This is a genomic window from Moorena sp., assembly GCF_982860115.1.
Genome location: NZ_CEYLVT010000025.1, coordinates 26,802 through 51,572, shown reverse-complemented (window position 1 = coordinate 51,572; position 24,771 = coordinate 26,802). Strand labels below are relative to the sequence as shown.

23 protein-coding genes, 1 tRNA gene and 2 pseudogenes are annotated in these 24,771 nt (G+C 43.3%); 13 read left to right on the top strand and 13 right to left on the bottom strand.

Going from position 1 to position 24,771, the window contains the following annotated elements; translation table 11 throughout:
- From AC4II3_RS07085 to AC4II3_RS07075, 3 genes and pseudogenes are all read left to right on the top strand, one after another.
- Window positions 1-322 (top strand): annotated as a pseudogene (locus tag AC4II3_RS07085) (hypothetical protein); the annotation flags it as partial.
- A gap of 148 nt (window positions 323-470) precedes the next feature.
- A complete protein-coding gene (locus AC4II3_RS07080) occupies window positions 471-1,559 on the top strand; it encodes a pentapeptide repeat-containing protein (RefSeq protein ID WP_488010748.1) in 1,089 nt (362 codons plus the stop codon).
- A gap of 266 nt (window positions 1,560-1,825) precedes the next feature.
- The gene (locus tag AC4II3_RS07075; protein ID WP_488010750.1) at window positions 1,826-2,788 is read left to right on the top strand and encodes a hypothetical protein; all 963 of its coding nucleotides are present in this window, start codon (window positions 1,826-1,828) and stop codon (window positions 2,786-2,788) included.
- An 83-nt stretch (window positions 2,789-2,871) separates the two neighbouring features.
- On the opposite strand, the gene AC4II3_RS07070 is transcribed toward AC4II3_RS07075, so the two are convergent.
- Window positions 2,872-4,107 (bottom strand): RNA-guided endonuclease InsQ/TnpB family protein, encoded by a 1,236-nt coding sequence (locus AC4II3_RS07070; RefSeq protein ID WP_488010752.1) that lies wholly within the window; start codon window positions 4,105-4,107, stop codon window positions 2,872-2,874.
- A gap of 163 nt (window positions 4,108-4,270) precedes the next feature.
- On the bottom strand, window positions 4,271-4,492 hold the full coding sequence (locus AC4II3_RS07065; RefSeq protein ID WP_008188939.1) for a helix-turn-helix domain-containing protein: 222 nt from the start codon (window positions 4,490-4,492) through the stop codon (window positions 4,271-4,273).
- Between the two features lie 263 nt (window positions 4,493-4,755).
- Between AC4II3_RS07065 and AC4II3_RS07060 the strand changes: the two genes are divergently transcribed.
- A complete protein-coding gene (locus tag AC4II3_RS07060; protein WP_488010754.1) occupies window positions 4,756-5,043 on the top strand; it encodes a hypothetical protein in 288 nt (95 codons plus the stop codon).
- 317 nt (window positions 5,044-5,360) lie between these two features.
- Window positions 5,361-6,164, top strand: a complete 804-nt coding sequence (locus AC4II3_RS07055) for a class I SAM-dependent methyltransferase (RefSeq protein ID WP_488010756.1) — start codon at window positions 5,361-5,363, stop codon at window positions 6,162-6,164.
- Between the two features lie 198 nt (window positions 6,165-6,362).
- On the opposite strand, the gene AC4II3_RS07050 is transcribed toward AC4II3_RS07055, so the two are convergent.
- On the bottom strand, window positions 6,363-6,896 hold the full coding sequence (locus AC4II3_RS07050) for a hypothetical protein (RefSeq protein ID WP_488010758.1): 534 nt from the start codon (window positions 6,894-6,896) through the stop codon (window positions 6,363-6,365).
- Window positions 6,897-7,524: 628 nt separating this feature from the next.
- On the opposite strand from AC4II3_RS07050, the gene AC4II3_RS07045 reads away from it, so the two are divergent.
- Window positions 7,525-7,920 (top strand): hypothetical protein, encoded by a 396-nt coding sequence (locus AC4II3_RS07045; protein WP_488010760.1) that lies wholly within the window; start codon window positions 7,525-7,527, stop codon window positions 7,918-7,920.
- Between the two features lie 16 nt (window positions 7,921-7,936).
- Here the strand turns inward: AC4II3_RS07045 and AC4II3_RS07040 are convergent, their stop codons facing one another.
- From AC4II3_RS07040 to AC4II3_RS07030, 3 genes are all read right to left on the bottom strand, one after another.
- Window positions 7,937-9,286, bottom strand: a complete 1,350-nt coding sequence (locus tag AC4II3_RS07040) for a serine/threonine protein kinase (RefSeq protein WP_488010762.1) — start codon at window positions 9,284-9,286, stop codon at window positions 7,937-7,939.
- Between the two features lie 120 nt (window positions 9,287-9,406).
- A complete protein-coding gene (locus tag AC4II3_RS07035) occupies window positions 9,407-10,825 on the bottom strand; it encodes a serine/threonine protein kinase (protein ID WP_488010764.1) in 1,419 nt (472 codons plus the stop codon).
- Between the two features lie 14 nt (window positions 10,826-10,839).
- Window positions 10,840-12,387 carry an ammonium transporter gene (locus AC4II3_RS07030; protein ID WP_488010765.1) on the bottom strand — a complete coding sequence of 516 codons (1,548 nt, stop codon included), beginning with the start codon at window positions 12,385-12,387 and terminating at the stop codon, window positions 10,840-10,842.
- 744 nt (window positions 12,388-13,131) lie between these two features.
- Between AC4II3_RS07030 and AC4II3_RS07025 the strand changes: the two genes are divergently transcribed.
- Window positions 13,132-13,269, top strand: a complete 138-nt coding sequence (locus tag AC4II3_RS07025) for a hypothetical protein (protein ID WP_488010767.1) — start codon at window positions 13,132-13,134, stop codon at window positions 13,267-13,269.
- 84 nt (window positions 13,270-13,353) lie between these two features.
- Window positions 13,354-14,268, top strand: coding sequence for a pentapeptide repeat-containing protein (locus AC4II3_RS07020; protein ID WP_488010769.1), 915 nt, complete (start codon window positions 13,354-13,356; stop codon window positions 14,266-14,268).
- Between the two features lie 67 nt (window positions 14,269-14,335).
- On the opposite strand, the gene AC4II3_RS07015 is transcribed toward AC4II3_RS07020, so the two are convergent.
- Complete coding sequence (locus AC4II3_RS07015; RefSeq protein WP_488029201.1) at window positions 14,336-15,517, bottom strand: MarC family protein; 1,182 nt, start codon at window positions 15,515-15,517, stop codon at window positions 14,336-14,338.
- Between the two features lie 30 nt (window positions 15,518-15,547).
- Entirely contained in the window at window positions 15,548-16,132 is a 585-nt protein-coding gene (locus AC4II3_RS07010) for a cupin domain-containing protein (protein ID WP_488010775.1), read from the bottom strand.
- A gap of 207 nt (window positions 16,133-16,339) precedes the next feature.
- On the opposite strand from AC4II3_RS07010, the gene AC4II3_RS07005 reads away from it, so the two are divergent.
- The 3 genes from AC4II3_RS07005 to AC4II3_RS06995 all read left to right on the top strand — a co-directional run bounded on the left by AC4II3_RS07005 (window position 16,340) and on the right by AC4II3_RS06995 (window position 19,196).
- The gene (locus tag AC4II3_RS07005) at window positions 16,340-17,383 is read left to right on the top strand and encodes an AraC family transcriptional regulator (RefSeq protein WP_488010777.1); all 1,044 of its coding nucleotides are present in this window, start codon (window positions 16,340-16,342) and stop codon (window positions 17,381-17,383) included.
- Between the two features lie 107 nt (window positions 17,384-17,490).
- Window positions 17,491-18,117, top strand: coding sequence for a restriction endonuclease subunit R (locus AC4II3_RS07000; protein WP_488010779.1), 627 nt, complete (start codon window positions 17,491-17,493; stop codon window positions 18,115-18,117).
- A 110-nt stretch (window positions 18,118-18,227) separates the two neighbouring features.
- On the top strand, window positions 18,228-19,196 hold the full coding sequence (locus AC4II3_RS06995) for an Rpn family recombination-promoting nuclease/putative transposase (protein ID WP_488010781.1): 969 nt from the start codon (window positions 18,228-18,230) through the stop codon (window positions 19,194-19,196).
- 334 nt (window positions 19,197-19,530) lie between these two features.
- On the opposite strand, the gene AC4II3_RS06990 is transcribed toward AC4II3_RS06995, so the two are convergent.
- The 4 genes and pseudogenes from AC4II3_RS06990 to AC4II3_RS06975 form a co-directional block, all read right to left on the bottom strand.
- Window positions 19,531-19,603: transfer RNA gene (locus tag AC4II3_RS06990), tRNA-Ala, on the bottom strand.
- Between the two features lie 65 nt (window positions 19,604-19,668).
- Entirely contained in the window at window positions 19,669-20,394 is a 726-nt protein-coding gene (locus AC4II3_RS06985; protein WP_488012789.1) for an HAD family hydrolase, read from the bottom strand.
- 173 nt (window positions 20,395-20,567) lie between these two features.
- Window positions 20,568-21,059: pseudogene (locus AC4II3_RS06980) on the bottom strand (class I SAM-dependent methyltransferase); the annotation flags it as partial.
- Window positions 21,060-21,497: 438 nt separating this feature from the next.
- Window positions 21,498-21,737 (bottom strand): hypothetical protein, encoded by a 240-nt coding sequence (locus AC4II3_RS06975; protein WP_070394151.1) that lies wholly within the window; start codon window positions 21,735-21,737, stop codon window positions 21,498-21,500.
- A gap of 225 nt (window positions 21,738-21,962) precedes the next feature.
- On the opposite strand from AC4II3_RS06975, the gene AC4II3_RS06970 reads away from it, so the two are divergent.
- Window positions 21,963-22,637 carry a response regulator transcription factor gene (locus AC4II3_RS06970; RefSeq protein WP_293058955.1) on the top strand — a complete coding sequence of 225 codons (675 nt, stop codon included), beginning with the start codon at window positions 21,963-21,965 and terminating at the stop codon, window positions 22,635-22,637.
- A gap of 168 nt (window positions 22,638-22,805) precedes the next feature.
- Here the strand turns inward: AC4II3_RS06970 and AC4II3_RS06965 are convergent, their stop codons facing one another.
- The gene (locus AC4II3_RS06965; protein WP_488012792.1) at window positions 22,806-23,129 is read right to left on the bottom strand and encodes a (2Fe-2S) ferredoxin domain-containing protein; all 324 of its coding nucleotides are present in this window, start codon (window positions 23,127-23,129) and stop codon (window positions 22,806-22,808) included.
- 274 nt (window positions 23,130-23,403) lie between these two features.
- Between AC4II3_RS06965 and AC4II3_RS06960 the strand changes: the two genes are divergently transcribed.
- The coding region (locus tag AC4II3_RS06960; RefSeq protein WP_488012794.1) for a protein kinase domain-containing protein at window positions 23,404-24,771 on the top strand (1,368 nt) is incomplete at its 3' end.

The window sequence follows — 24,771 nt, the reverse complement described above, 5'->3', positions numbered from 1 at the left end:
AGATGGGGAGATGGGGAGATGGGAACCCACCCCTAACCCCTCCCAGGAGGGGAATATGGGGAGATGGGGAGATGGGAACCCACCCCTAACCCCTCCCAGGAGGGGAATATGGGGAGATGCTTACAAGGGTAGGTTTTTTAAAAAGGGGCGAGTAGGTACTTTTATTACGTATAAATTAATAAAAATATGTATCAAAATACACTATCATTTCCGGGATAATTCTTCCCATTTCCCGCTTTTCCCGACTCCCGACTCCCGATTCCCGACTCCCGATTCCCGATTCCCTGTTCTCGATTTCCTGTTCCCGATTCCCTGTATATAGATACAGCTCGTTGGTTAGAATTTTTGATTTATTCACATAATATTCACAAGAGTGTAGTGTAATTATTCTACCAGTTGAGTCAGTCAAGATAATACAAGAGATGAAACTGAAGATAAACCCGCCCAACAATCACCCTTTACGGTTTAAAATGGTTGTTTTTTTGATGTATAGTGGCTTGGTCTACTTAGGGATTGCTTCGTTATATTGGTTTGTGGTATTTCCCATAAATTTTGTTGAGGGATTTATTGAAAAATCCCAACTGAATAAACTATTTTTTTTTGTCAATCAAGTAGAGCAAAAAGACCAAACTTTGTTTTTTATAGCTGTTGTAATAATGGCTATTGGACTAGGAGTTTTGCTTAAACTTTACTACTTAAACAAAGGGTTATGGAGAAATCTTGAAAAAAATGGTATAATTCTCAATACTCCTAGGGTTACAGAAGACAAGCAAATAATTCAATCCTTGAATAATGCCCTGGAGTGGCTGAGTTCTGATCAGATTGCCCTGCGGCTAGGTGGAATTTATGCCCTAGAACGAATTGCTAAGGTTTCTGCCGAAGACCACTGGAAAATAATGGAAATTTTATCGACGTTTGTGCGATATCAGTCCCCTTGGAAGGTTCATGTAGAAACGCAAAAGCAAATCAATGACTCATGCAGTCCCCTTCCAATTACAGAACACCAAAAACTTCCCATTGATATTCAAGGTGCCCTGACGGTTATTGCCAGGCGCGACAGCTCAAAAGAGCTCGAAGATGAGAAAATTGATTTACGTCACGCCACACTGATGGGGGCAAACTTAACAGAAGCAAAGCTCCAAGAGGCATACCTTAATGCAGCCAAACTACAAGGAGCTTCTCTTAATCAGGCTAATCTAAAAGGAGCATCTGTGATCGGAGCCAATCTAGAAGGGGCAGACTGTAATCAAGCTAACCTCCAAGGAGCATATTTGATTAAAGCTAACTTGACAGATGCTTGCTTATTTGATGCTAACCTAGAAGGCGCATTTCTCAGGAGAGCTAAGCTAGACAAGGCAATTCTCTGGAATGCTAATTTACAGCGGGCATCGTTGATTAAAGCTAACTTGCAAGAGGCCAATTTAGAAGGAGCTAATCTTCAGGGTACAGATTTAAGAGGGGCTAACCTCCAAGGAGCTAAAAATCTGACCCAAAAGCAAATTGAATTGGCACAGATAGATAACGAAACTATTTTACCAAACTACCTGATCAGGGCTTAACTTTAGCCTAATAAATTGGCTGTATTTTTAGGAAATAGAAGACATAAATTATATCGGGTGCATCTTATATTTATTTGTAAAAATATCATCACTCAAGAATTACATTTAGATAATTTTTGATGCCATATTCCCTACTCCCTACTCCCTACTCCCTACTCCCTACTCCCTACTCCCTACCAGAAATCGATGATAGCCGTCGGGTAGGGTACGCGATCGCATAAACTGATGGAATCATCGATCAAATTCCACAGAAGAGAGGCTGATCCGTGGCTACTGACTACATTTTGTTTATACATGGTGTTAATACTCGCCAAGATCGAGAAACACCCGAATACGCTGACAAGCTTTTCGATCTGATTCAATCTAATGTTGAGTCATCTGTTCAACTCAAAAAGATCCCTCTTTACTGGGGTAATGTGGTGATTGAGCAGGAGAAGGAACTCCTAGGAGCATTGAAGGAATCGAAGGCTTGGAATGAGTTCTGGTTCAGAGACTTCCGTGAAAAGCAAATCTTACAATTCGTTGGAGACGGAGCTCTCTACCTCAGCAGACATGTTAGCTCTCTGGCGATTGAGCAGATGAGTAAACAAGCTTATCAGGGATTAGAGGGATACCAGGATCAAGACCGTTTGCACCTAGTTACTCACAGTTGGGGAACGATTATCCTATTTGATGTGTTGTTTGCTAGTCGATGGGATGACCCAACTATACCTGGTCATCAGAGTATTCAGGAGATTCGCAAAAGCATTTTGGGCATCGAATCTGAGCAAGACAGTGCCATTCCCCTGGCTAGTGTTCATACCATGGGTTCACCGATTGCCCTATTTACTCTGATCCATATTGTTGGCAAAACCAGAGATGGCAGTACCCATGATATTAGTTCCAAACTAAAGGAATTACTGGGAAGTCTGACTCAACAAGGAGTGGCGTTACCCTGGCAAAACTTTGTACATCCGGGGGATCCCATTGCTTGGCCCCTAGAAGGAGTGTTGCCAAAATTAGTAGATGAGTATGACAAAGTCATCAAACTTGAAGATGTACTTACCTACGGTTCTGGATTATTAGAAAATGTCGCTAAACCGATACAATCGACATTTTTAGCATTAATAAATGGTGGTAGTGCTCACGACAGCTACTGGACTAGTGAAAAGGTGGCTAAAAAAATTGCAGAGACGATTCACCAGACAGGTAAGGGCTCCTATATTTTGGGCCCATCCATAACGCGCTGATGGCTAAGGCTCAGGGAAAATTACCGATTACCGGTTACCGATTTCCGATTTCCGATTTCCGATTACCGTTGACACTCCCCGGTCTAAAGACGCGGGGATTCTTCGCTCAACGACCCGACTTGCTGAACCTGGTCGGAACCAAGAACAGTAGAGGTCAGATCTCCCGAAGAGTTTGGATCTAAGATCCAGGTTCCGGTGTGCCCCACCGTACCCAAAGCTCTTTTCAAGATATTGACTGCGGCGTTGTGGTCTCGGTCTAACTTACAACCACATTTACAGACGTGAGTCCTAGTTGATAATGACTTCTTGACTACCTCGTCGCATTCTGAGCAATTCTGGCTTGTATAGGCAGGATTTACCGCAACGGTGACTCTACCAAACTTTTTACCGAAATGCTCTAACCATTTCCTGAATTGATGCCAACCTGCATCATTAATAGACTTAGCGAGACAGTGGTTTTTAACCAGGTTTTTAACTCTTAAATCTTCGTAGGCGACCAGGTCGTTAGACCGGATTACGCAACGTGCCAGTCTCTTGGCATGTTCTTCACGTTGCCTACTTATTTTAAGGTGCTGCCTACCTAATCTATTGACGGCTTTCTTACGATTGGATGAGCCTTTCTTTTTCCGGGAAACCCGGCGTTGATAAAACTTTAGACGCTTTTCCCCAGTTCTATAAAAACGAGGATTGGATTCAGTGTTTCCTCTAGAATCGGTGTAGAACTCTTTTAGCCCTACGTCCAGTCCTACGGTAGCATCTGCGGGTTCTAATTGTTCAGTTACATCAACAGAAATGCAGAACTGAACATAGTAACCGTCAGCCCTTTTGACTACCCGAACCCGTTTGATTTGCTTTTTGTCGAAGCGCCACAAGTCCCATGTACCTTTGAGTTTTAGCTTTCCGATCCCTTTCTTGTCACTAAAAGTAATTGATTTCTTGTCAGGGGAAAGTTTCCATCCTGATTGCTTATATTCAACCGTTCGCGTAGCGTCGGCAAAGCCGAATCTACAGTGTTTTTGAAAGCGAGGATAGCCTTTCTTTCCAGGTACCTTTCTCTTGCAGTTTTCAAAGAAGCGAGAAATTGATGACCATGCCCTTTCAGCCGCAGCTTGTCGGGCGGTAGAGTTTAATTCATTAGCAAAGGGGAATTCTTTAGCAAGGATTTTGCAGTACTTGCTAAGGTCATATTTTCCCGTCCCTTTGTTATCCATCCATAAACGAATGCAGCTATTGCGGATGAATTTAACCGTCCGAATTGCTTCGTCTATAGCTTGATATTGAATAGGTTTGCCGTATGCTTTAAACTCTATTATGATCATCAGAACTCGACCTCAACTGATATACTATTACGCTAACATGCTTAGCGAAAATCGTCAACTCAGAATTAAATCTTTTTCACGGCGACTAAAGTCGCTACGGGCTTTAATCCCCGGTTTAAAAACACGGGGCTTTCAGCCTTGGGAATTCCGTAAATTTCCCGTTTTAGGGGTCTTGTTCATCCTCTTGATAGACTATCAAGTCCCCTGGTTGGCACTTGAGTGCTTTGCACAGGGAGTTGAGTATGTCTTCGTCAATTCTAGGTAGACGGCGATGCCGTTTTAGCCTGGAAACGGAGTTAGGATGCTTTCCAATTATCTCAGCTAGATCTTTGTTGCTGATGTTGCGCTCAGCCATTACTACTGCCAATTTCCAGTGAATTACCACTTTAGTGTTTAACCTCTTACCATACTAAACGCTCGTTACGTTTGATTGTAACCTCTCGCAGCATGAATTGTTGAAAATAATACTTCTCTAATTTTTTTTTAAACTCAAAGTGTTGACAAACTGGCCAAGATAGGATATACTATAAAAGTACGCAGTTACAGTGATTGGCAATTCCCTCGCCAGCACAAAGCGATCGCACTCTATGGCTCGACAACCTCTGTGCGATCGCTATTCCACCACCAAGAAAACAAGGTGATATATAAATGGTAAACCCACGTTCCTGTCTTGATGCAATAGCGAGTGGGGGTTTCCCCCAAGACCGCGCTGCATCGCTGCAAGAGCTAATTAAAGCTCCAATCTATGATGTCCCTCAGGGCAAAACCCCAGTCCGCCTCCTCGCCTGTGGTGTACCCAAAGGTGTAGAGAGTGTGATTAACCAATTGCACGTGCTGCGCTTTGCCGAAGTCATAGCGTGGACCCCGCCGATTCCTTCTCCTGTCGAGGGTGAAATCATTCGGATTTTGACTCGCCATGTTGATTTGAGGCGATAGGTTTAGGTAAGCATTCAGCTATCAGCTGTCAGCGATCAGCGATTAGCGATCAGCTATTAGCTTATGGGTTAGGTCACAGGCTGGAAGCCTGTGCCACCCTGTCTTGATGCAATAGCGAGTGGGGAGGGGCTGTGTGCGGAACTTGCTTCCGCACCTGTCTTGATGCAATAGCGAGTGGGGGTTTCCCCCAAGACCTCGCTGCATCGCTACTAGATCGGTGCTTTTGAATAAAATAAGCTGACGGCTGACGGCTGACGGCTGACGGCTGACGGCTGACCACTGACCACTGACCACTGACCGCTGAATGCTTTCGCAATATGACTAATCACAATCAATGGAATGCTGATGATTATGCTAAGAATTCTTCAGCACAGCTCCAATGGGCAAAGGAACTAATTGAAAAGCTATCACTACTCGGAAACGAAACATTACTGGATATTGGTTGTGGCGACGGAAAGATTACTGCTGAATTTGCCAGTATTCTTAAAAACGGTAGTGTTTTAGGAATTGATTCATCCAAGACCATGGTTGAGTTAGCTCGAAAAACATTTCCAGCAGTAGAGTATCCTAATTTAGAGTTTAAAGCTATGGATGCTACAGCGATTAACCTAAACCATAGCTTTGATGTCGTCTTTTCTAATGCTGTCTTACATTGGATCACTGACCATGTGTTAGTTTTAAAAGGCGTTCGTAATCACCTTAAACCTCACGGAAAATTACTGTTTCAGATGGGAGGTAAAGGTAACGCTAAGGAATTACTACTGATCATAGAAGAAATTATCACTGCTCCAGACTGGAAAGAGTATTTTATAGACTTTACCTTTCCTTATTCATTTTATGGCATTGAAGACTATCAAAGATGGTTACCAGAAAATGGATTTAAAGCTGAACGTGTGCAGTTAATTCCTAAAGATATGCAGCATCAAGGCAAAGAAGGATTGAAAGGGTGGTTACGAACAACATGGTTTCCCTATACCAATAGACTCCCTCAGGAATTGAGAGAAATATTTTTGGATACTGTTGTGGATAGCTACATCGAGCGCTATCCAATAGATACTCAAGGATTAACTCATGTCAAGATGGTTCGCTTGGAGGTTGAGGCTTATGCTATCGAGACCTAAGCTATCAGTTATCAGCGATCAGCTATTAGTTATTAGCTATTAGTTATTAGCTTATGGGTTAGGTCACAGGCTGGAAGCCTGTGCCACTTTGAGGTGCTTTTGAATAAAATAAGCTGACCACTGACCACTGACTGCTGTTCGCGTAGCGTGCGCGTAGCGCATAGGCTGACCACTGAGCACTGACCGCTGACTACTATTTTAGAATTTTGGCACTGGCACCTTCAAGGTAAGTGCTCCAACGTAATCTTGGTCATTAACTGGGCCGAAGTTAGTGTGGCATAGTGCGCAGCTCGGATCAAAGTTAGCAAGGGGAATCGATCGACGAAAGAAAGAGCGTCGTCCAAGCTTCTGAATCACTTCATTAGACTTACCCTCTAGAGCAAGCTTCAAGGATTCCTTCTCGAAAGTATCCTGAGGACGGTCATTCTTTCTCAGGGGCTGCTTTCGACCAATCAGCCGAAAGTTTTTATGACAATCCTCGAAAATCAAGGAAATTGCTACGTTCCCTTGCTCTACATTGTCTGGAGTCGTCTCACTAAACTCTTGAAGTAGTGCCGCAAACAGTTCTGCTTGCAGCAAGTCCGCTGTCTCTTGTGCAAACGTAACCTCTGCCTGGGTCGGCGTCCGTGCTAGTGCAGATGAGGCACCAATACCTAGGAACACTGCACAGCATAGTATTGCAATTAGAAGCTTTTTTTGTCCAAGTTTAAACAGTTTAAAGATTTTAGACATTGTTCTCCTCTTTTTTACTGGCAGAATTTTATCATTACTATGGGAATATTAATAGCTTTGCTGCGACCAGATGTTAAGCAATGTATATTAAGCAAAGTTAATGTATAACAACCATAATTATTGCTATAGTAAGTGGCACTTATTTAAAGCTGAAACCCAAGTCCATAAAAGAAAAGAGGTGCATGGTAAACCTCTTTTGCGGTGGATACCTGCAAAGGCTCTGGCGGAAATTTAATTTGGAATCTTTATAGTATTTTTATATACGGAAAGAGTATTTTAAAAAAACTTTATACGTAAGCATTCAGCTATTAGCTATTAGCTATTAGCTATTAGCTATCAGGTATCAGCTATTAGCTATTAGCTTATGGATTAGGTCACAGGCTGGAAGCCTGTGCCACAGTACTTTTGAATAAAATAAGCTGACCACTGACTGCTGACCACTGACTGCTGACCACTGACCACTGACAGCTGACCGCTTACTGGTCTTGAAAATTTCCTGCATAATTCTTGGTGATTACCCCGATAAGTCTATAGATACTTAGAAATCAGCTATTAGCACTCAGCATTCAGCAGGTAGTGCCTTAGCTGAATGCTTACCTTGTCAACCTTTAGAATCGGGTGTTAATCGATGTCACAGAAAAACAATACCGTTACTGGTGATCAGGCGAAACCAATTATTTGTAAGACTTATCGATATCAGTTCCAATACTCCGATAACCCTGACAGGCCAACCATTAACCGTCACCCATTAAACAACCGTCAAGCTTCAACCATTAACCGTCACCCAATCTCCATAAACCGTGAAGAGCAAACCATTAACCGTCAGCCATTCATAGGTGATCCTAATGTGTTTTGGTTTTCAGAAATGGGTAGTGAGTGGAGTGCGACCATTCGAGAGGCGTGCTGGGAAACAATCAAGGAACCAAATCCAGAAGAGAAGGATTTATCTGAGGATAAGAAAGGTGATTCTACAATTGTATCAGCTTTGGCTTTATTGGGGATGATTGCTCTGGCTCTTATTTAAATAAGACATAAAAATCCTAATTGTTACCGTTACGAGAATTTTTCATCTTCTCTAGAAGAGCACTAACATCTTTATATTCCTGAGCGATAATATCATCTTCCGGAAGATTTTCGATGTCGAAGTTCTGAACTAGCCTTTGCTGAATTTCCTCCAACTTTTCAATTCCCTTACGAACTCCTGGCTCTCCGCTTAGAGCTAATACCTCTTGAGCATATATACGGGTTAGTTGACTAAAGAGTTCTTCAAAGTCTTTTTCTCCTTGATAGTTATTTTTATTTTCCTCAAATAGCTCGATAGCTTTTTTAAAGCTGTCTACATCTTTATTTTTTCTAAGTTGATAAATTGCAGATAAACCTTCAACTTCAAGCCATCGAGTTTTACTTGGAGTAGATTGAGGAGATTGAATAGATTCAGTAGATTGAGGAGATTGAGGAATGATGAATAGAATGAGGACAACACCTAATAGCACCAAACTCAATATAACTCCAATGATAAGTCTTAACCTAGCAGTTCGACTTATTATTGCTGGAGACTCTAGTAATTTTAGCCACTCTGAGATTGACTGAGGTCTTCGCTGTGGATTTAATTCCATCCCTTTGAGAATTGCTCTTCTCAAAATTTTGTTGCTTACGTAGGTGTCGGCATCTTGTTTTTGAGGATCTATTCTATATCTTTTGAGTTCATTTTCCCGGTCTCTGCTACTAACTGGTTGGCGTCCAGTTAACAAGAAATAGAAGGTGGCGGATAAGGCATAGATATCAAGTGGTGGGCCTGCTCTAAGGCGGCGTAGTTGTTGCTCGGGTGGAGCATAATCTTCCGACCATTGTTGTGTTAGCTCTATTGTCCGGTCGGGAACAAATTCCCGGGCGATCCCAAAATCAATGAGTATTGCTTCGGTTCCATGTCTTACCATAATATTACTAGGCTTGACATCTCTATGAATCAACTTAACCTTATGCATTGCTGCCAAGGCATGGGCAACTTGCCGAATATATTTGATGGCTTGTTCCTCTGGAATTCCATTCCCTGCTTGAGTGAGTCTATGTAGGTTCTCTCCTTCGATATAGTCCATCACGATGCAAGGAAGATATATTCTTGGTTCATAGAAGTACTCTATGAATTTAACAATATGGTTATGGTTAAATTGCTTGAGTCGCTTGGCTTCATCTTTAAATTTTTTTTCTCTTTCACTTCGTTGATTATTGGGTAATTCCTCTCTTCCAATTTTTATGGAAACAATCTCTTCCTGACCATCTGGTAACTGACGAGTGGCTTGGTAAGTCGTTCCAAAGCCTCCCTTTCCTAATTCACGTTGGATGGTATAGTCGCCGTCTTTCAGAGAATCTCCTGGTTGTAACTTTATCATTGGGTTATTTTAATTGAATTAATTGCTTTAGCGAATCTTATAGCTTAGTGGATTATTAGCGTTACCTAAGTTTAGGATAGCACGTTATGGGGTATGATTTATACACTTGTTGTCAATGCCTTAATTGTTAACCTTAAGGGACTTACTCATCCTCTCTATAAGAGCTTTAACTTGTTTGTATTCCTGAGCGATTTGATCATCTTTCGGCAGACTTTCAATGTCAAAATTATCATTCAGCCTTTTCTTAATTTCCTCCAATTTTTCAATTCCCTTACGAACTCCTGGCTCTCCGCTTAGAGCTAATACGTCTTGAGAATATCTACGGGTTAGTTCACTAAACAGTTCTTCAAATTCTTTTTCTCCTTGATAGTTGTTTTTATTTTGCTCAAATAAATTGAGTACTTCTTTGAAGTTGTCTACATCTCCGTTTTGTTTAAGTTTATAAATTGCCGATAAACCTTTGTCTTCAAGTTCCGTCCATTCATCACTGGTAGTTGTTGGATTATCTGAATTAGATGGATTATCTGAATTAGATGGATTATCTGAATTAGATGGATTAGATGGATTATCTGAATTAGATGGATTATGTATCAATGGAATGACAACAGCAGCTAATAGCAGCAAAACGAAGATAACTCCAATCACCCATCTTGAAATATCAGTTCGATTCCTTGGTGAAATATCAGTTCGATTCCTTTCTTGTGAAGGCTCTAGTAATTTTAGCCACTCTGAGATTGACTGAGGTCGTTTACCTGGATTTAATTCCATACCTTGGAGAATGGCTCTTCTCAAATTTTCGTTACTGACGAAGTTTTCTGCATCTTGTTTTTGAGGATCTGGTTTATATATGTTGACTTCATCTTCCCTGTCTCTGGTATTAACTGGTTCGCGTCCGGTTAACAAAAAATAGAAGGTGGCGGATAAGGCATAGATATCAACTTGTGGACCTGCTCTAAACCGGCGTTTTTGTTGCTCGGGTGGAGCATAACGTTCCGACCATTGTCGCGTTAGCTCTATTGTCCGGTCGGTAACAAATTCCCGGGCAATCCCAAAATCAATAAGGACTGCTTCGTTTCGATTTCTTGCTATAATATTACCAGGCTTGACATCTCTATGAATCAAATTAACCTCATGCATGGCTACCAAAGCATCAGCAACTTGCCGAATATATTTGATAGCTTGTTCTTCTGGAATTCCATTACCTGGTTGAGTGAGTTTTTGTAGGGTCTCTCCCTCAATATATTCCATTACCAGGCAAGGACGGTTTATTGTTGGTTCATAGAAGTACTCTATGAATTTAACAATATGGTTATGGTTAAATTGCTTGAGTCGCTTCGCTTCATCTTTAAATTTTTCTTCTCTTTGGCTTCGTTCATTATCGCTTAATTCATCGTTTCCAATTTTTATGGCAACAATCTCTTCCTGGCCATCGGGTAACTTACGAGTGGCTTGGTAAGCTGTTCCAAAGCCCCCCCTTCCTAATTGACGTTGGATAGTATAGTCGCCCTCTTTCAGCGAATATCCTGCTGGTAAGCTCATGGGGTGTTTTTTATTTAATTGTTGTTGCTAATCTTTTCCAAATTCTCTAGTTTTTTACGTAACCTATCGATTTGATATTGGTAACTATCTTGAATTTTGTCTTCAAAGGTGAATTTGTCCAAACCTTCTCTTTCTTCCTGTTCAGATACTTTGATCCCACCAGGCATGACGTGAGCAAGTACATATAAAATAGCTCTACTGGATAGTAATATGAAAATAATAACAGTGGCAGCACCTAATCCTTGCACGATCAGTTGACTGGGATTGCCTCCCCGGAAGAACCCTTGAGCAGGACCATCTCCAAAAGCGTAAGCCCAGTCGAAACCACTTTTTGGTCCGATACTAAACAATCCCACCGCCAGGGTTCCCCATAATCCACAACCAAAGTGAACCGGAATAGCACCAACTGGGTCATCAATTTCCCACCAATCTAATAGTTCAGTAACCAGGGGCACAAAAATTCCTCCCCCAACAACCCCAATCACTGCTGCGTCTAATAAATTAACGTAAGCGCAGGGTGCAGTGATGCTAACTAATCCCCCCACAATGCCATTGATGATAAAGGCAAGATTGGGTTTCCCGTATCTTACAAAGCAAAAGATAATTGAGCCAATTGCACCGGCTGCGGCTGCTAAAGTAGTGGTTAAAACAATGTGAGGAATGGCGGGGGAAGTGGCATCTAAGGTAGAGCCAGCATTAAACCCAAACCAACCTAGCCAGAGAATCAGACATCCCAAGGTGGCAAGCGTGATATTATGCCCGTTTAAGGGTTCAATTTTCTTGTTAAACTTAGTTTTTGATCTTGGACTAAGTCGAGATAACTCTGCTTGCTTAATTTCACGATATTTATCAGCCCGTGCCCCCAGGGCGATGGTTCCCATCAAGCCAGCAGCTCCTCCCACGGTGTGGACTACCGTTGAACCGGCAAAATCCCAAAATGCTAATTTTTCAGACCCTCCGAAAGTGATATCGGTCAGCCATCCAGACTCCGACCACGCCCAATGTCCACTGATAGGATACAACAATCCCACTAGCAAGAAACTGAAGACTAGAAAACTCACAAATTTCATGCGCTCGGCCACCGCTCCAGAAACAATGGTTGCTGCCGTGCCAGCAAATACTAATTGAAAGAAAAACTTGGCTTCCCTCATAGCCATAGAGTCAGCACCATTGGATGGGTTGAAAATGTCCTGGCCACTAAAAAAGAACCCTTCAGTCCCGATCCACGGATTGTTACCACCAAACATTAATCCAGCTCCGCAAAGCCAGAAAGCTACAGTGGCGATACTGAACACTACTAGGTTCTTTGCCAAAATGTTGATCGCATTTTGCTTGCGACAAAAACCTGTTTCCAATAAGCAGAATCCCGCATTCATAAAAAATACGAAAGAGCCTGCTATCACCAACCAAATCGTGTCCAGGACACCCTTCAGTTCAGGGTCTATTGAGGCAGTGTCTTGAGCCACTGCCCCATGACTCCACACCAGCACGAGCATCACAGCTAGTGATATACCAAGGTAGACGCATCTTCTTTTGAAATGCCTACTGGATATGAGATTCATAGGATAGGTAGTTTTGCTGATTAATTTTGAAATCTTTGTCTTGATGCAGTAGCGAGTACTGGAAAAACCCTGATTAAGGCGCTCCATCGCTTCTGAGTAAGGCTTATAGAATTTAGATGCGTTTGCCCTGAGTGATATAACTAATATAGTTAGACAATAATTTAGACCTTAACAACCATCTTTTGTGGCTGTTGGGTTGCTTTAGCTTAATCATGCAACTGCTTGATTGCCTTAGGATCTAAGATGCTGCTCCAGCTAGATCAGCTTAGCTTAGGACAAGATAAGTTAACTTAAAATCATCTCTAAATCATCAGGTGCCCTGGGAGCATGCCACTCATAGCATTTCTCCATTGGTTAAATTAATTCCGTTCTGGGTTAATGGGAGCAGAGACTTCGGAACACAGAGTAGGGATGCAGCTCTGTCCTGAGGGTTTCACCCTTTGATCGACTGCATCAAGACACTGACTGTCCCTCATAAGTACGATAAATCCTATATATAGTTGATTTTTTATTCAACGTTGACCTGCTCTCGGTGCCCTTCAGGACTTATTCCTTTTTGACCAGGACAAATGTCCAGGGATTCTGATGTTTACAGTAGCAGCTACAGAATCCCACCCAAGGTACCCATCCCCTAACCTAGAAGGGGGTAACATCTGCAATGCGCTTCCACCAAATTATGGAGCGGGGGCGCAGGGGGGGATAATATTTTTCTTATCCGATATTATAGCAATACGCATTCATGTATTGACAAATTCAAATGAAGCAGAATTGCTAAAGCCAATCTCACTGCCTTTGTTGCTGATGGTAAACCACGCCAGTTGCTCATGGTGGCAATGCCCTTTGGCAACGTTAGTTACCTACTCCCTACTCCCTACTCCCTAAAACCTAGGACGAAATTACCTCTCTCAATTAAGACCTGCTATATACTGCAAATAAGATAAGGACTTTTAGTAAATAAGGATACAGGTGATTGGCTTATTAAACAAGCGTCTAAGGAATCTCTGGCTTCGTGTAGTAGTTCCCAAAAGCGAAAAGTATCTAAGCAATATCTGGCTTCGTGTAGTGCTTTCCTTCATTATTGCTTACTTCTTTCTAGTGGGATTAAGTGTATTGGAGCAAATAATAACTGAAAGGTTATTCGAGCCAAAGACAACTGAAACGTCATTGGAGCCAAAGACAACTGAAACCGAACAAGTTTGCTCATCTAAAGACTCAGGTTGGTCTTGTTTTGCAAAGCAACTATTATTAGTCTGTAAAGTGGACAATCTTGAAGGTTTCGCTCTTTTATTTGGAGCGTCTCTTTACATGCTTGAAGGTCTAGAGCGCAGAAAAAGGATAATCTATGAGGCATGGCAAATTGTCGATAATGCCGCAGGAGCCGGAGTGCCTACTAGTCATGCCAGAGTAAAAGCCCTTGAGGTTTTGAACAACTATGGTGTTTCCATGAGGGGGCTGGATGCCCCAAAAGCCGATTTGACTGACATTGACCTGGCGAATGCTATACTCCATCAAGCTACTCTCAATGACGCTGAACTTACTGGAGCTAACTTTACTGGAGCTGATCTCAATAAAGCGAAGCTTGCTGGAGCTAACCTTAATACAGCCAAGCTTAGTAAAGCATTGCTGATCAGAGCGAACCTAAGTAAAACTGACCTGAGTATTGCTGATATCAGGAATGCTGACCTTAGATTATCTGACCTCAGTGGTGCGAACCTTATTGGTGCGGATCTTAGTGGTGCGAACCTCACTGGTGCAGACCTCACTGGTACAAACCTTGAAGGCATCTCTTGGAATCGACAGACAAAGTGGAAAAATGCTACAGGTTTGGACAAAGCCAAAAATGTGCCCGATGCGTTGCGACAAGAGCTTGGTCTGGGATAGGAAATAGCAAAAGAGAGGGGAGTGTGGGAAGTCTGAGGCGAGATCGGGTAATTATCTGGAGATAATCTTACAACCCTAGAATAAATTTCAGTGCGATCGCTTCCAGTTTCACTCCGGTCAAAATCATATCCAGTCCCAAAGCAACCTGCATCACCCCAAACACAAAACCAAGGACTCTTAGAGTCACGGGTTTGATGAGATTCAAAAGGGGATGGGCGACCAACATTACCCCTAAGTTGAGTACCATAACCAATAATAATAGCAAAAACATAGAACCCGGAGCAATTGCCATCCGTCCGAACATGGCGCTCATAGTCACCACAACAGCAATGCCATAGGGAGTTAAAATACTCGGAAAAACTAAGGGATTAATCGTTAACTTCAGAGAAGGATTTACAGGGGTAGCATCCTTAGTTGTGGGGGTATTATACTGGGATAATACTGTTCGCAGAGCCACTAAAAAAAGGATAATACCTGTTGCGATTAGCATTGCTGAAAGGTCAATTTGCCAGGATTTTAGAACATTTTGGCAAAGTAGTGCTACCGCAAAAATCACTAAGGTTGATATGCCAAACCCCCGTAAAGCAAGCTGGCGACGCAAGGCTGGATCCGCATTAGCTGTCAGCTTCACAAAAGGTACAATTAGCTTGAGCGGACCAACGGTAAGTAAAAAAATAATCAGGATATTGAATGTCCCAAATCCCTCAAAAAGTTGCTCAAACAACACTTGAGTTTTAGCATCAATCTCAGCCTTGACCGGTATAGCAGGTTGAACCCTCGATGATTCCATAGCCTGGGCTGAGATTATGGTGTTGCTTAATAATGGAATGATTTTAAGAGTGAGGTGGAATGGGCATCTTGGTAGAACTGGCATCTTGCCAGTTTCATGGAATGGGCATCTTGGTAGAACTGGCATCTTGCCAGTTTCATGGAATGGGCATCTTGGTAGAACTGGCATCTTGCCAGTTTCATGCTTATTTCCGGCGGCAATGATTTTAAGAGTTTTCTGGAATGGGCATCTTGGTAGAACTGGCATCTTGCCAGTTTCAATAGATTTTCGGGCGGGCAGGATGCCCACTCTACTCCTATTCATAGGAAGATTCAGCAACGCTGTTTGCCCAGTAAAATCCTTTGCCAGTAAGGGAGATGGCGGTGTAGGGATAGTTGCTGTGGCACTGTTAAGTGCTAACATCGAAGTAAAATAAGCCGATGCGATCGCTAACCCTAGAATTCTCAACAACCTACCCATCTCTCCATCTCCCCACTTTTACAAACTTTTCTACCGCAACTTCATGTTGCTAAACAGCTTTGCCACTGGTTCCGGAAGATTAGGTAGATTGGGTAAGTCGGGAGTCTCCGACATAGCCAGGCCCGTGAGGTTGTTTTCCTTGATCAGCCTTGGAATTTCATCGAGAGCAAAAACCATGCCCCAGTCCCGCTCTGCGTTCGCGAGACCCTTGCGATCGCCCCCCTTCAAGGAGTCAACGAATCCTTCAAAGGTTTCCTGACCTGACAGCTCGATGTAATGAGCTGGTGTATCAGTGGAGTTCCAGAAAGCATGGACAATGCCCCGTGGCTTTTGGACATAGCTTCCCGCAGGAGCTGTGAACCTTAGTCCATCTGCACCGCCAATCTCGAACACAAGTTCACTGGAGATCACGTAGACCAGTTGATCGCAAAACTTATGGCTGTGGGGTGACAGCAAGTGACCGGGATTGATAACACCCTGCATCACTGAGAAATCACCACCCATGTCTCTGGATCGAGCCATGATTATCATGTCCGTGGCTGTCCTTTCTCCTTCACCAGGTTTCTTGAGGAGATCCTGGGCATCAAATCGATCGTTTACATTATATTCACTCATTGTTCTACTCCTTTAATCTTGCTTTGCTGAAAAATTCTTTGAGTAAATTTAAAAGTGCAACCCTGTCATCAAATGCCTTAAAAATGGCAAACCAATAATGCAGCTTATGGCGCAGTATAATGGTTTTGAAGCTATCAGCTATTAACTGAATGCTTACTAGCTTTCTATAACCAAATTGCCATCTTTAGCAGAGGTGTGATAAGGACAATGGGCGCACCAAAACGGACATTTCACGACAGATTGCACAAACCCGAAATGCTAGCTAGCGTGGTGGCGAGTACCGTAGCTTATGCAGTGGCACGGGGAGTAGAGATGGAACAGATCACTGCCGCCACAGGACTAACCCGTACCGATCTGCTCGATCCCGATGCCCACCTGTCTCAATACCTAGTACCAACGGTATGGCGCTTACTGACCAAGGCTTACCCAGGGGAAGCGATCGCACTCCACATGGCCAGTGCTACTCCCTTCTCATACTTTGGAACACTAGCCTATGGAGCTAGATATGCTGAAAATCTCAGAGAAGCCTTGCAGAACTTAGTGCGCTATCGGTCTGTGCTATCGGATCAACTGCAGATCGCCCTGATTGAGTCCTCTTCAGAGGGGATTTTACAAATGCATCATCCCATGGATGCCGAGGATGGGGGTTGCGCTGCTGAAGTGGGACTAGCTTTGGGGTTGCGCTATATGCGGGAAATTCTAAGAGCAGATGATATCCTTCTGCGCGCGGACTTTACTCACCTGCCCTTCGGACCAATCCAGGTTTATGAAGAGTTCTTTGGTAGCCCAGTATGCTTTCAACAATCCCACAATGCCCTTGTGTTTCGTCAAGGGGCTCTAGACCTACCCACCAAACAGCCTGATCCGGATCTGTTTCGTTATATCCAAGGGCATCTAGACCTGGTGCGAGAACGGTTAGCAGGTTCTAGTGATTCTCCAGAACTATCTCGAGTCCGTGATGCGATCGCTCACAATGCTGAACGTTCTGAATATGGTGCAGAAGCCCTAGCACGACAGATGAACATGAGTCTTCGTGCTTTGCAACGCTTGACCCAAGACCATGGTATCACCGTTCGGCAACTGTTAGACCAAACTCGTCAAGCAAACGCACAACAATTCCTGAGTGACCCCAGACTCAGTATCGAAGCCATATCGTGTTTGCTAGGTTACTCAGAAGATCGTGCATTCCGTAGAGCCTTCAAGCGTTGGACCGGGCACACCCCTGCTGAGTTCCGGCGGACTGTTGGCTAAGTATTTTAGTATACCCAATTAAGCGGTTATCAATTTAAGTCTGAATTAACGTGTAACGTTTAACTTTCCGTTTTTATTCCCTGATCCCCACCAACAACTTAACAACAATGGTAGAAACAATCCAAGCTAAAGACATCACCCTCAAGCCATTAAAAACCCTAGTCAATCTTCAGCTAGTTAACGATAACCAATTCTTTCACGAGTGGCAAGAAAACTTACCAGAAATAAGCGAATTACAACAGCAATTACTAGATGACGTTAAAGCTGGTTATTTTAATTTACTCTATTACCCACCCTTACTAGAAAAAACCGTTAATCTCGCCATCCTATCACCCCTGCTATTTATCGGAAAATTTTATCTGGAACCCTTTCACATCAAAGCCGAAAAAACCGTAGAGATTTCTGTTGACGACCACGGCATTATTGTCAAAGGAAGCATTGATACCCTAGTCTTACATAACGAATTTTGGATGACGATTATCGAATCCAAACAGGCTAGCTTCTCCATAGAAGCTGGACTACCCCAAATTCTGGCCTACATGTTAGCTAATCCCAACCCAGATCAACCAAGCTATGGCATGATTACCACTGGTGGTACCTTCATTTTCATCAAACTAGTTAACGGTGAAAAGCCCAGATATGCCACATCTGCTGAATTTTCACTGCGCAATCCCGGAAATGATTTGTATCAGGTGCTTCGGATTCTTAAAAAACTGAGTCAAATAGACATCTAGTTCTGAAGGGGTAACCAGTAGATTACAATACTTAATAGCAATCCGTGTAGGAATTGTGATAATTTTTGATGCCATATTCCCTAGTCCCTACTCCCTTTGCTATATGTGTTATGAGTTACGACAGTACCCTTAAATATTTGGTGGAACAATATCCCCAAGCCTTTACCCGTTGGTTGTGGAACCAGGAACCACCAGAAGATATAGAAATTCTCAACACCGAATTAAGTACAGAACCAATTCGGGCAGATGCCTTGTTTTTGGTGCGGGTTGCTGATGCTATTTTGCATCTGGAATTTCAAACCTTACCCCAATCTGAACCTCCCTTACCCCTGAGGATGCTGGATTATTGGGTGAGGTTGTATCGCCAGTATCGCTGTAAGATTGACCAGGTAATAATTTTTCTGAAACCAACCCGATTAGCGGGAGTATTTGTGAATCAATTTACCGAGCCGAACCTATCCTTCCACTACCGAGTGATTCGGATTTGGGAATGTGATCCACAACCGTTACTGACAACTCCAGGGTTACTACCCTTGGCAGTATTAGCACAAGCTGAAGTCCCAGAAACATTACTCTCCCAGGTAGCAGCCAAAATCGATATGATTGAAGATAGACAACAGCAGCGTAACCTGTCTGCTTGCGTCCAACTGTTGGCTGGGGTGAAATTTGATGAGCAGTTAATTCAAGCTTATTTTCGGGAGGATATGATGCAAGAGTCGGTGGTTTATCAACGCATTATTCGTCAAGGATTAGAACAAGGATTAGAACAAGGATTAAAACAAGGATTAGAACAAGGATTAGAACAAGGATTAGAACAAGGATTAAAACAAGGATTAAAACAAGGATTAGAACAAGGATTAGGACAAGGATTAGAACAAGGATTAGAACAAGGAAAGCGCAATGAGCTTAATTTAATTATCCGTCTACTTAACCGTCGCCTAGGTCAGCTCAATCCCCAATTACAGCATCAAATTGAGCAATTATCCTTGTCCCAGTTGGAGGATTTAGGGGAAGCGTTGTTGGATTTTGAAACCGAGGTGGATTTAACCAATTGGTTGAACCAGTTCAGGGATAGATAATATGTAAGCTATCAGCTATCAGCGGTCAGCGATTAGCGCTACGCGCACGCTACTTGAGGTGCTATCAGCTATCAGCTATCAACTTTTGAATAAAACAGGTTAGCATTCGTTTAATCTTTCGTTTAATCTGAGTTATGTCACAGGGTTGTTCGCACAGCGTGGCCAAACGCGCCCCGCGTGGCCTTTTGGCCAAGGCCAAAGCCTGTGCCACAAACTAGAAGCCTGTGCCACAAAGCTGTTCGCGTAGCGTGAGCCTTTAGCTGACGGCTGACGGCTGACAACTGACGGCTGTTCGCGTAGCGTGCGCGTAGCGCTTAAGCTTACCTGCTATCTATGGAGAATAGGGGATTCGAACCCCTGACCTCTGCGGTGCGATCGCAGCGCTCTACCAACTGAGCCAATTCCCCTTAGTACCTTTGTTTCTTGTGTTTATTCTAGCACCGGGACTGATATCCCTGTGCCCTTGTATGGTCTAGATTTCTGCTACTGGCTCAGGTGATACCCCAGAATAGACCTGCTGCACTCGTTCTAATTCCAGCTGATTCAAATAATCCACAGTCCAGTTAGCGTGACGCTGTAGCATATGAAGGGGATAAGTACTAGCCACTCCTACCACTGGCATGCCAGCTCGCTTTGCCGCCTCAATTCCAGCCAAAGAATCTTCTATCACTAGACATTCCCCAGGTTTCAAATTGAGGTTACCATAGGCTTGATTGAGCCGCTCTACCGCTAGCAGATAGCCATCGGGTTCTGGTTTACTAGTAGTAATATCATCACCAGCAACAATCAAAGTAAAATAGTTAGCTAAACCAGCGCGATCGAGAACCACTTCTGCTTCATTCCGCAGTGCTCCAGTTACCAGAGCCATGGGTATCTGAGCACCCTGGATCTGAACCATTAAATCCTCCACACCAGGATAAATGGGCAAGGTTTCCATACTTTCTAGCTGACGTTGATAGGCAGCAGCTTTGCGTGTTATTAGCTGGTTTAAGTAATCCTCCGTAACCACCCGACCGCGACGCTTAAGTAACTCTCGCAGACAAGAGCGATCGCCTCTACCTGTACAAACCTGTCGAAACTCTTCGGAATCCGGACGCAAATTTTCCCCAATAATAATTTCCTCAATTAGTTTTTCGTGAATCGGCTCATCATTGATTATTACTCCGTTAAAATCAAACAGAACTGCTTTCAAACTCATAAGTACCTAGACATAAATTCTGTTACTCTTGTTGAGTAAATTAAAAAACATAACGTTACTCAACCCTCTTATGCTCCCCGTTACCGGTTGCTTATTACCTGATTTTAACAGTAAACTTTACTAATCTTAACAGTTAACGTTAATTGTGTCCAAGTGCTTACTGTAAAATTGTTCTATACTGCTGGAACCGGCACCCCTTGTGACGCAATATCATCTGGAAAACTTCCCTCAGATAGAAGTTCCCAAACAGCTGATTTACCTACTGGCAAAGGTTTTAGACCCTGAGTTATTTGATGCAGCCACCACCATTGCGTAGTCCGGACTGCTTCAAAACTAGCTGCACCCATCCAAGCATCAACGCTACCATTAGCGTAAGCCTTAATATAGGGTTCTTCAAAAACTTCCGTTAGCCAATTCGCCTCCCGGATCGTAGTCTGATTCCCGTCTAGAATCAAAACTTGTCCTCCCCCTTGCAGCAGTCGGAAGGATTCATGCAAAATCGACTGAGTTACCTTAGGTGGAGTTTCGTGAAACAACAGTGATGCTGTAACTAGATCAAAAGACTGATCATCTAAACCCGTCTGTTCAGCCATACCATGAAGCCACTGAATATCCACATTAGCCTTCTTAGCTTTATACTCAGCCATAACCAGCATATAAGGTGACCAAAAATATCGGTTTCAAGCCTGGCCTTTGGCCACGCTACTTGAGGTGCCCATAAGCGGGCGAATTTTTCAAAAATGATGTGTTATAATATAATTAAGTGTGTAGCCTAGCACAGGCAGGATTCGTCGGTACTGCCCTATTCCCCAACGACGTAAAGCGATGCTAGTACACGAGGCGCGAAAAACCTCTAAAACGCATGGATCTTAACGGATACCGAATACCAGTAAAATACGATTGCAAAATATTAACGTACCGTGGGGCACACGGAAACGGGAAATTCCAACGCTTAGGGAGATAAGCCCACTGGGATTAGTTAAATTAGGCTAAAGACTTGGTTTTTAAACGGGTATTCGGCTTAAGTATTGCCTTTGACGGATAGCTAATTTTAAGGCATGTCGAGGAACTAAGAATCCCCGTCCATAAGCGGGCGGGGAGTGTCAAAATCCGCTCTCCCACTTGAAAAATATATCCTTGAAGGGCTTTATCTGGGTAAAGACAACCGTGTTGAGCCGCCATTTCCGTGCTTGTAACCCAATCACCACTTCCTGACGGGGGGAAAGTTGGATGCGCTGCTTTTCCCCAGTTACTGGGTTTTCAGAGACACTGGTAAAGTAGCTGATCAACCCAAACAAGCCGACTATGAATGCAATTCCTAAACGAAGGATTAGTCTACGCACCGATTATCTCCCAAATTTATCCATAGCAAAATACTATAAGACTATTGTTCTAGAAGATATGATTAATGGTTAGAACCGTTATGATTAGAGCTATCATTTAACAAGTATTACCCTACATTGACCAATCTGTATTAGTCCTGAAAACTTACATAGGTGCGCTTTCCGTATTAAGAATTAAATTCGCCACGGGTCGCACCTCTTGTTTGGCCTAGACACCATCAAGCTATGACCCACCATATTTTAGTTGTCGAAGATGAAACCAAACTAGCCCAGTTTATTGAACTGGAACTGAAGTACGAAGGTTATCAGGTTAGTGTTGCCTACGATGGCTTAGCTGGTTTGGGAGAAGCGCGGGAATCTAATCCAGATTTAGTAATACTCGACTGGATGCTACCGGGCATATCAGGACCAGAAATTTGCCGACGCCTGCGCAGTACTGGTAATCAGGTGCCGATTATCTTATTAACCGCTAAAGATGAAGTAAGCGATCGCGTTAGTGGTTTAGATGCTGGTGCTGATGACTACGTAGTCAAACCCTTCAGCGTAGAGGAATTATTAGCCAGAGTCCGAGCTCATCTGCGACGCAATCAAACCGAAGACCCCAACATCCTGCAATTTGCCGACTTAAGTTTAAACCATAGCACCCGTGAAGTCTATCGAGGTCAACGATTAATTGAACTGACTGTCAAAGAATTTGATCTACTCGAATATCTCCTTGCCCATCCCCGACAAGTCCTCACCCGAGAGCAAATCCTCGAAAGAGTTTGGGGTTATGACTTTATGGGTGACTCTAATATCATAGAAGTTTACATTCGCTACTTACGCCTGAAGCTAGAAGCCAACAACGAAAACCGTCTAGTCCAAACCGTGCGCGGTGTTGGCTACGTCTTGCGAGATTAGTCCTGAGTGCATCAGTCCACCCCGTCCATCCCTATTTATCAATCCATTGTGTCAAACCAATTACTATAGCGGTTCTGATAGTAATGACGTAAACAGGATTGTTTCCCTGTTCCCTGTTCCCTGTTCCCTGTTCCCTGTTCCCTGTTCCCTGTTCCCTATGTCCTATACCTAATACCCAAAACTCATATGGATGCGGGGATGCAGTTTTGCGCTTACTAACTTACCCCCTTGCAGATGTTCTTCCACAATGACCGGCACATCTTGTGGTTTGACTCGGCAATACCAAGTCTCCTCTGGAACAATCCGCACCGTTGGACCAGAACTACACTGTCCCTGGCAAGTTGTACCAATTACGCTAAACTCAGAAACCTCAGCTTGCTCGAAGGCAGCCAGGATTTCAGCTGAACCGACTGCTAAACAAGACTTATGTTGGCAGACTAAAACACAAGGCTTTTCAGTTTTGGCACTGTCTTGAGTAAAATTTGTTTCCACCTTAAGTTCAGTTAATATTAAGAATTATTACTACTTTCATCATAACCATTGACTTTTATGCATATTTTAATGTCATTATCCCGTAGGATGCCAAATAGCTGTTTTTAGTCCTGAGTCGGTGTTGAGGAAGCACAGTCTCCTGTTATGCACAAATGACCAATGGATAATCACTAATAACTCATGGCTTACCTATCCAATTGAATAATTGAATAGGACAGCAGCTTAAGATTAGAGTAATGACCACACTTTGAACCCAATTGTCCCTGAATCCGTCATGAATCCAAAACTCTTAAACAATCGCTACCGTGTCCTTGAGACTCTAGGTTCGGGTGGGTTCGGTGACACCTTTCTCGCCGAAGATATCCATATGCCCTCAAGACGGCGGTGTGTGATTAAGCAACTTAAGGCATTGGCCCATAATTCTAAAGCTTACAAGCTCGTCCAAGAGCGATTCCAACGAGAAGCAGCTGTTTTAGAAGCCTTAGGGGAAGGACATGACCAGATTCCAAGACTTTATGCCTATTTCTCTGAAGCCGAAAAGTTTTACCTAGTTCAAGAGTGGATTCGAGGAAATACCTTTACAACACAGGTCAGACAGGGAAAAAAATTTACTGAGATTGAAGTTAGGGAACTCCTAATTAGTTTGTTAAAAGTTCTAGAGTATGTCCACTCTCGCCGTATCATTCATCGGGACATTAAACCAGATAACATCATTATCCGCCAACGAGATGGAGTACCAGTTCTGATTGATTTTGGTGCAGTCAAAGAAGCAATGAGTACCGTAGTCACCAACTCTGGCACCCCCCACCCAGCATCAATTATAATTGGCACTCCTGGCTATATGTCTTCGGAACAGTCAGCAGGACACCCAACCTATAGCAGTGATCTCTACAGTTTGGGTCTGACAGCAATTTTTTTGCTAACGGGTAAAATACCACAGCTCTTCCACACAGATGAGAGGACTGGTGAAATTTTATGGCGTGAAGATGCCCCACCCCTTTATTCAAACCTAGGAATAGTGCTCGACAAAGCGATTCGATTCCATCCACGCGATCGCTTTCTTGGTGTCAGACAAATGCTTGATGCTCTGCAATCTGACCCTTCATCACCTACGGTAGCCACAGTTCCAATTTCTCCTGGTGCCCCATCAACAGCCAACAACGGGACGGTAGCCACAGTCCCGATTTCCCCGGGTGACTCACCACCAGCCAACAACGGTTCAGTTTCCACTATTAAAGGCCCAAGTCCCGTCACAGTAAAACAAAACGATAGTTACAAGGCAGTTTTAAAGGGAGGTTTAATCGGAGGGGGTATATTACTGATTGTGGTGGCATTTGCTTCGGGATTCAACAAATTCTTGAATCCCTCTACGACAGTCCCATCCTATGAGCAATCTAAATCAACATCATCCACGACTAAGGAATCACCATACCCAGGCACGTCAAGTTCTCAAGAAGCCCAAGATCAAAAAGCATCATCAAAAGACCCATCAGCAGAAAGTAGTTCATCTTCATCACAGTCCCAGACCAAGGACAAATCACCAGTCACTACACCAGACAATAATTCATCTTCACCAAAGTCCCAGACCAATAACCCATCATACCCATCACAACCAGAAACTAAGGTAACCGATCCGGTCACA

Bases quoted from the DNA above. Each gene is read 5' to 3' on its own strand.
- AC4II3_RS07080 (WP_488010748.1), top strand. From the start codon at position 471: ATGGTTGTTTTTTTGATGTATAGTGGCTTGGTCTACTTAGGGATTGCT.
- AC4II3_RS07070 (WP_488010752.1), bottom strand. From the start codon at position 4,107: ATGATCATAATAGAGTTTAAAGCATACGGCAAACCTATTCAATATCAA.
- AC4II3_RS07060 (WP_488010754.1), top strand. From the start codon at position 4,756: ATGGTAAACCCACGTTCCTGTCTTGATGCAATAGCGAGTGGGGGTTTC.
- AC4II3_RS07055 (WP_488010756.1), top strand. From the start codon at position 5,361: ATGACTAATCACAATCAATGGAATGCTGATGATTATGCTAAGAATTCT.
- AC4II3_RS07050 (WP_488010758.1), bottom strand. From the start codon at position 6,896: ATGTCTAAAATCTTTAAACTGTTTAAACTTGGACAAAAAAAGCTTCTA.
- AC4II3_RS07045 (WP_488010760.1), top strand. From the start codon at position 7,525: ATGTCACAGAAAAACAATACCGTTACTGGTGATCAGGCGAAACCAATT.
- AC4II3_RS07040 (WP_488010762.1), bottom strand. From the start codon at position 9,286: ATGATAAAGTTACAACCAGGAGATTCTCTGAAAGACGGCGACTATACC.
- AC4II3_RS07035 (WP_488010764.1), bottom strand. From the start codon at position 10,825: ATGAGCTTACCAGCAGGATATTCGCTGAAAGAGGGCGACTATACTATC.
- AC4II3_RS07030 (WP_488010765.1), bottom strand. From the start codon at position 12,387: ATGAATCTCATATCCAGTAGGCATTTCAAAAGAAGATGCGTCTACCTT.
- AC4II3_RS07015 (WP_488029201.1), bottom strand. From the start codon at position 15,517: ATGGGTAGGTTGTTGAGAATTCTAGGGTTAGCGATCGCATCGGCTTAT.
- AC4II3_RS07010 (WP_488010775.1), bottom strand. From the start codon at position 16,132: ATGAGTGAATATAATGTAAACGATCGATTTGATGCCCAGGATCTCCTC.
- AC4II3_RS07005 (WP_488010777.1), top strand. From the start codon at position 16,340: ATGGGCGCACCAAAACGGACATTTCACGACAGATTGCACAAACCCGAA.
- AC4II3_RS07000 (WP_488010779.1), top strand. From the start codon at position 17,491: ATGGTAGAAACAATCCAAGCTAAAGACATCACCCTCAAGCCATTAAAA.
- AC4II3_RS06995 (WP_488010781.1), top strand. From the start codon at position 18,228: ATGAGTTACGACAGTACCCTTAAATATTTGGTGGAACAATATCCCCAA.
- AC4II3_RS06985 (WP_488012789.1), bottom strand. From the start codon at position 20,394: ATGAGTTTGAAAGCAGTTCTGTTTGATTTTAACGGAGTAATAATCAAT.
- AC4II3_RS06970 (WP_293058955.1), top strand. From the start codon at position 21,963: ATGACCCACCATATTTTAGTTGTCGAAGATGAAACCAAACTAGCCCAG.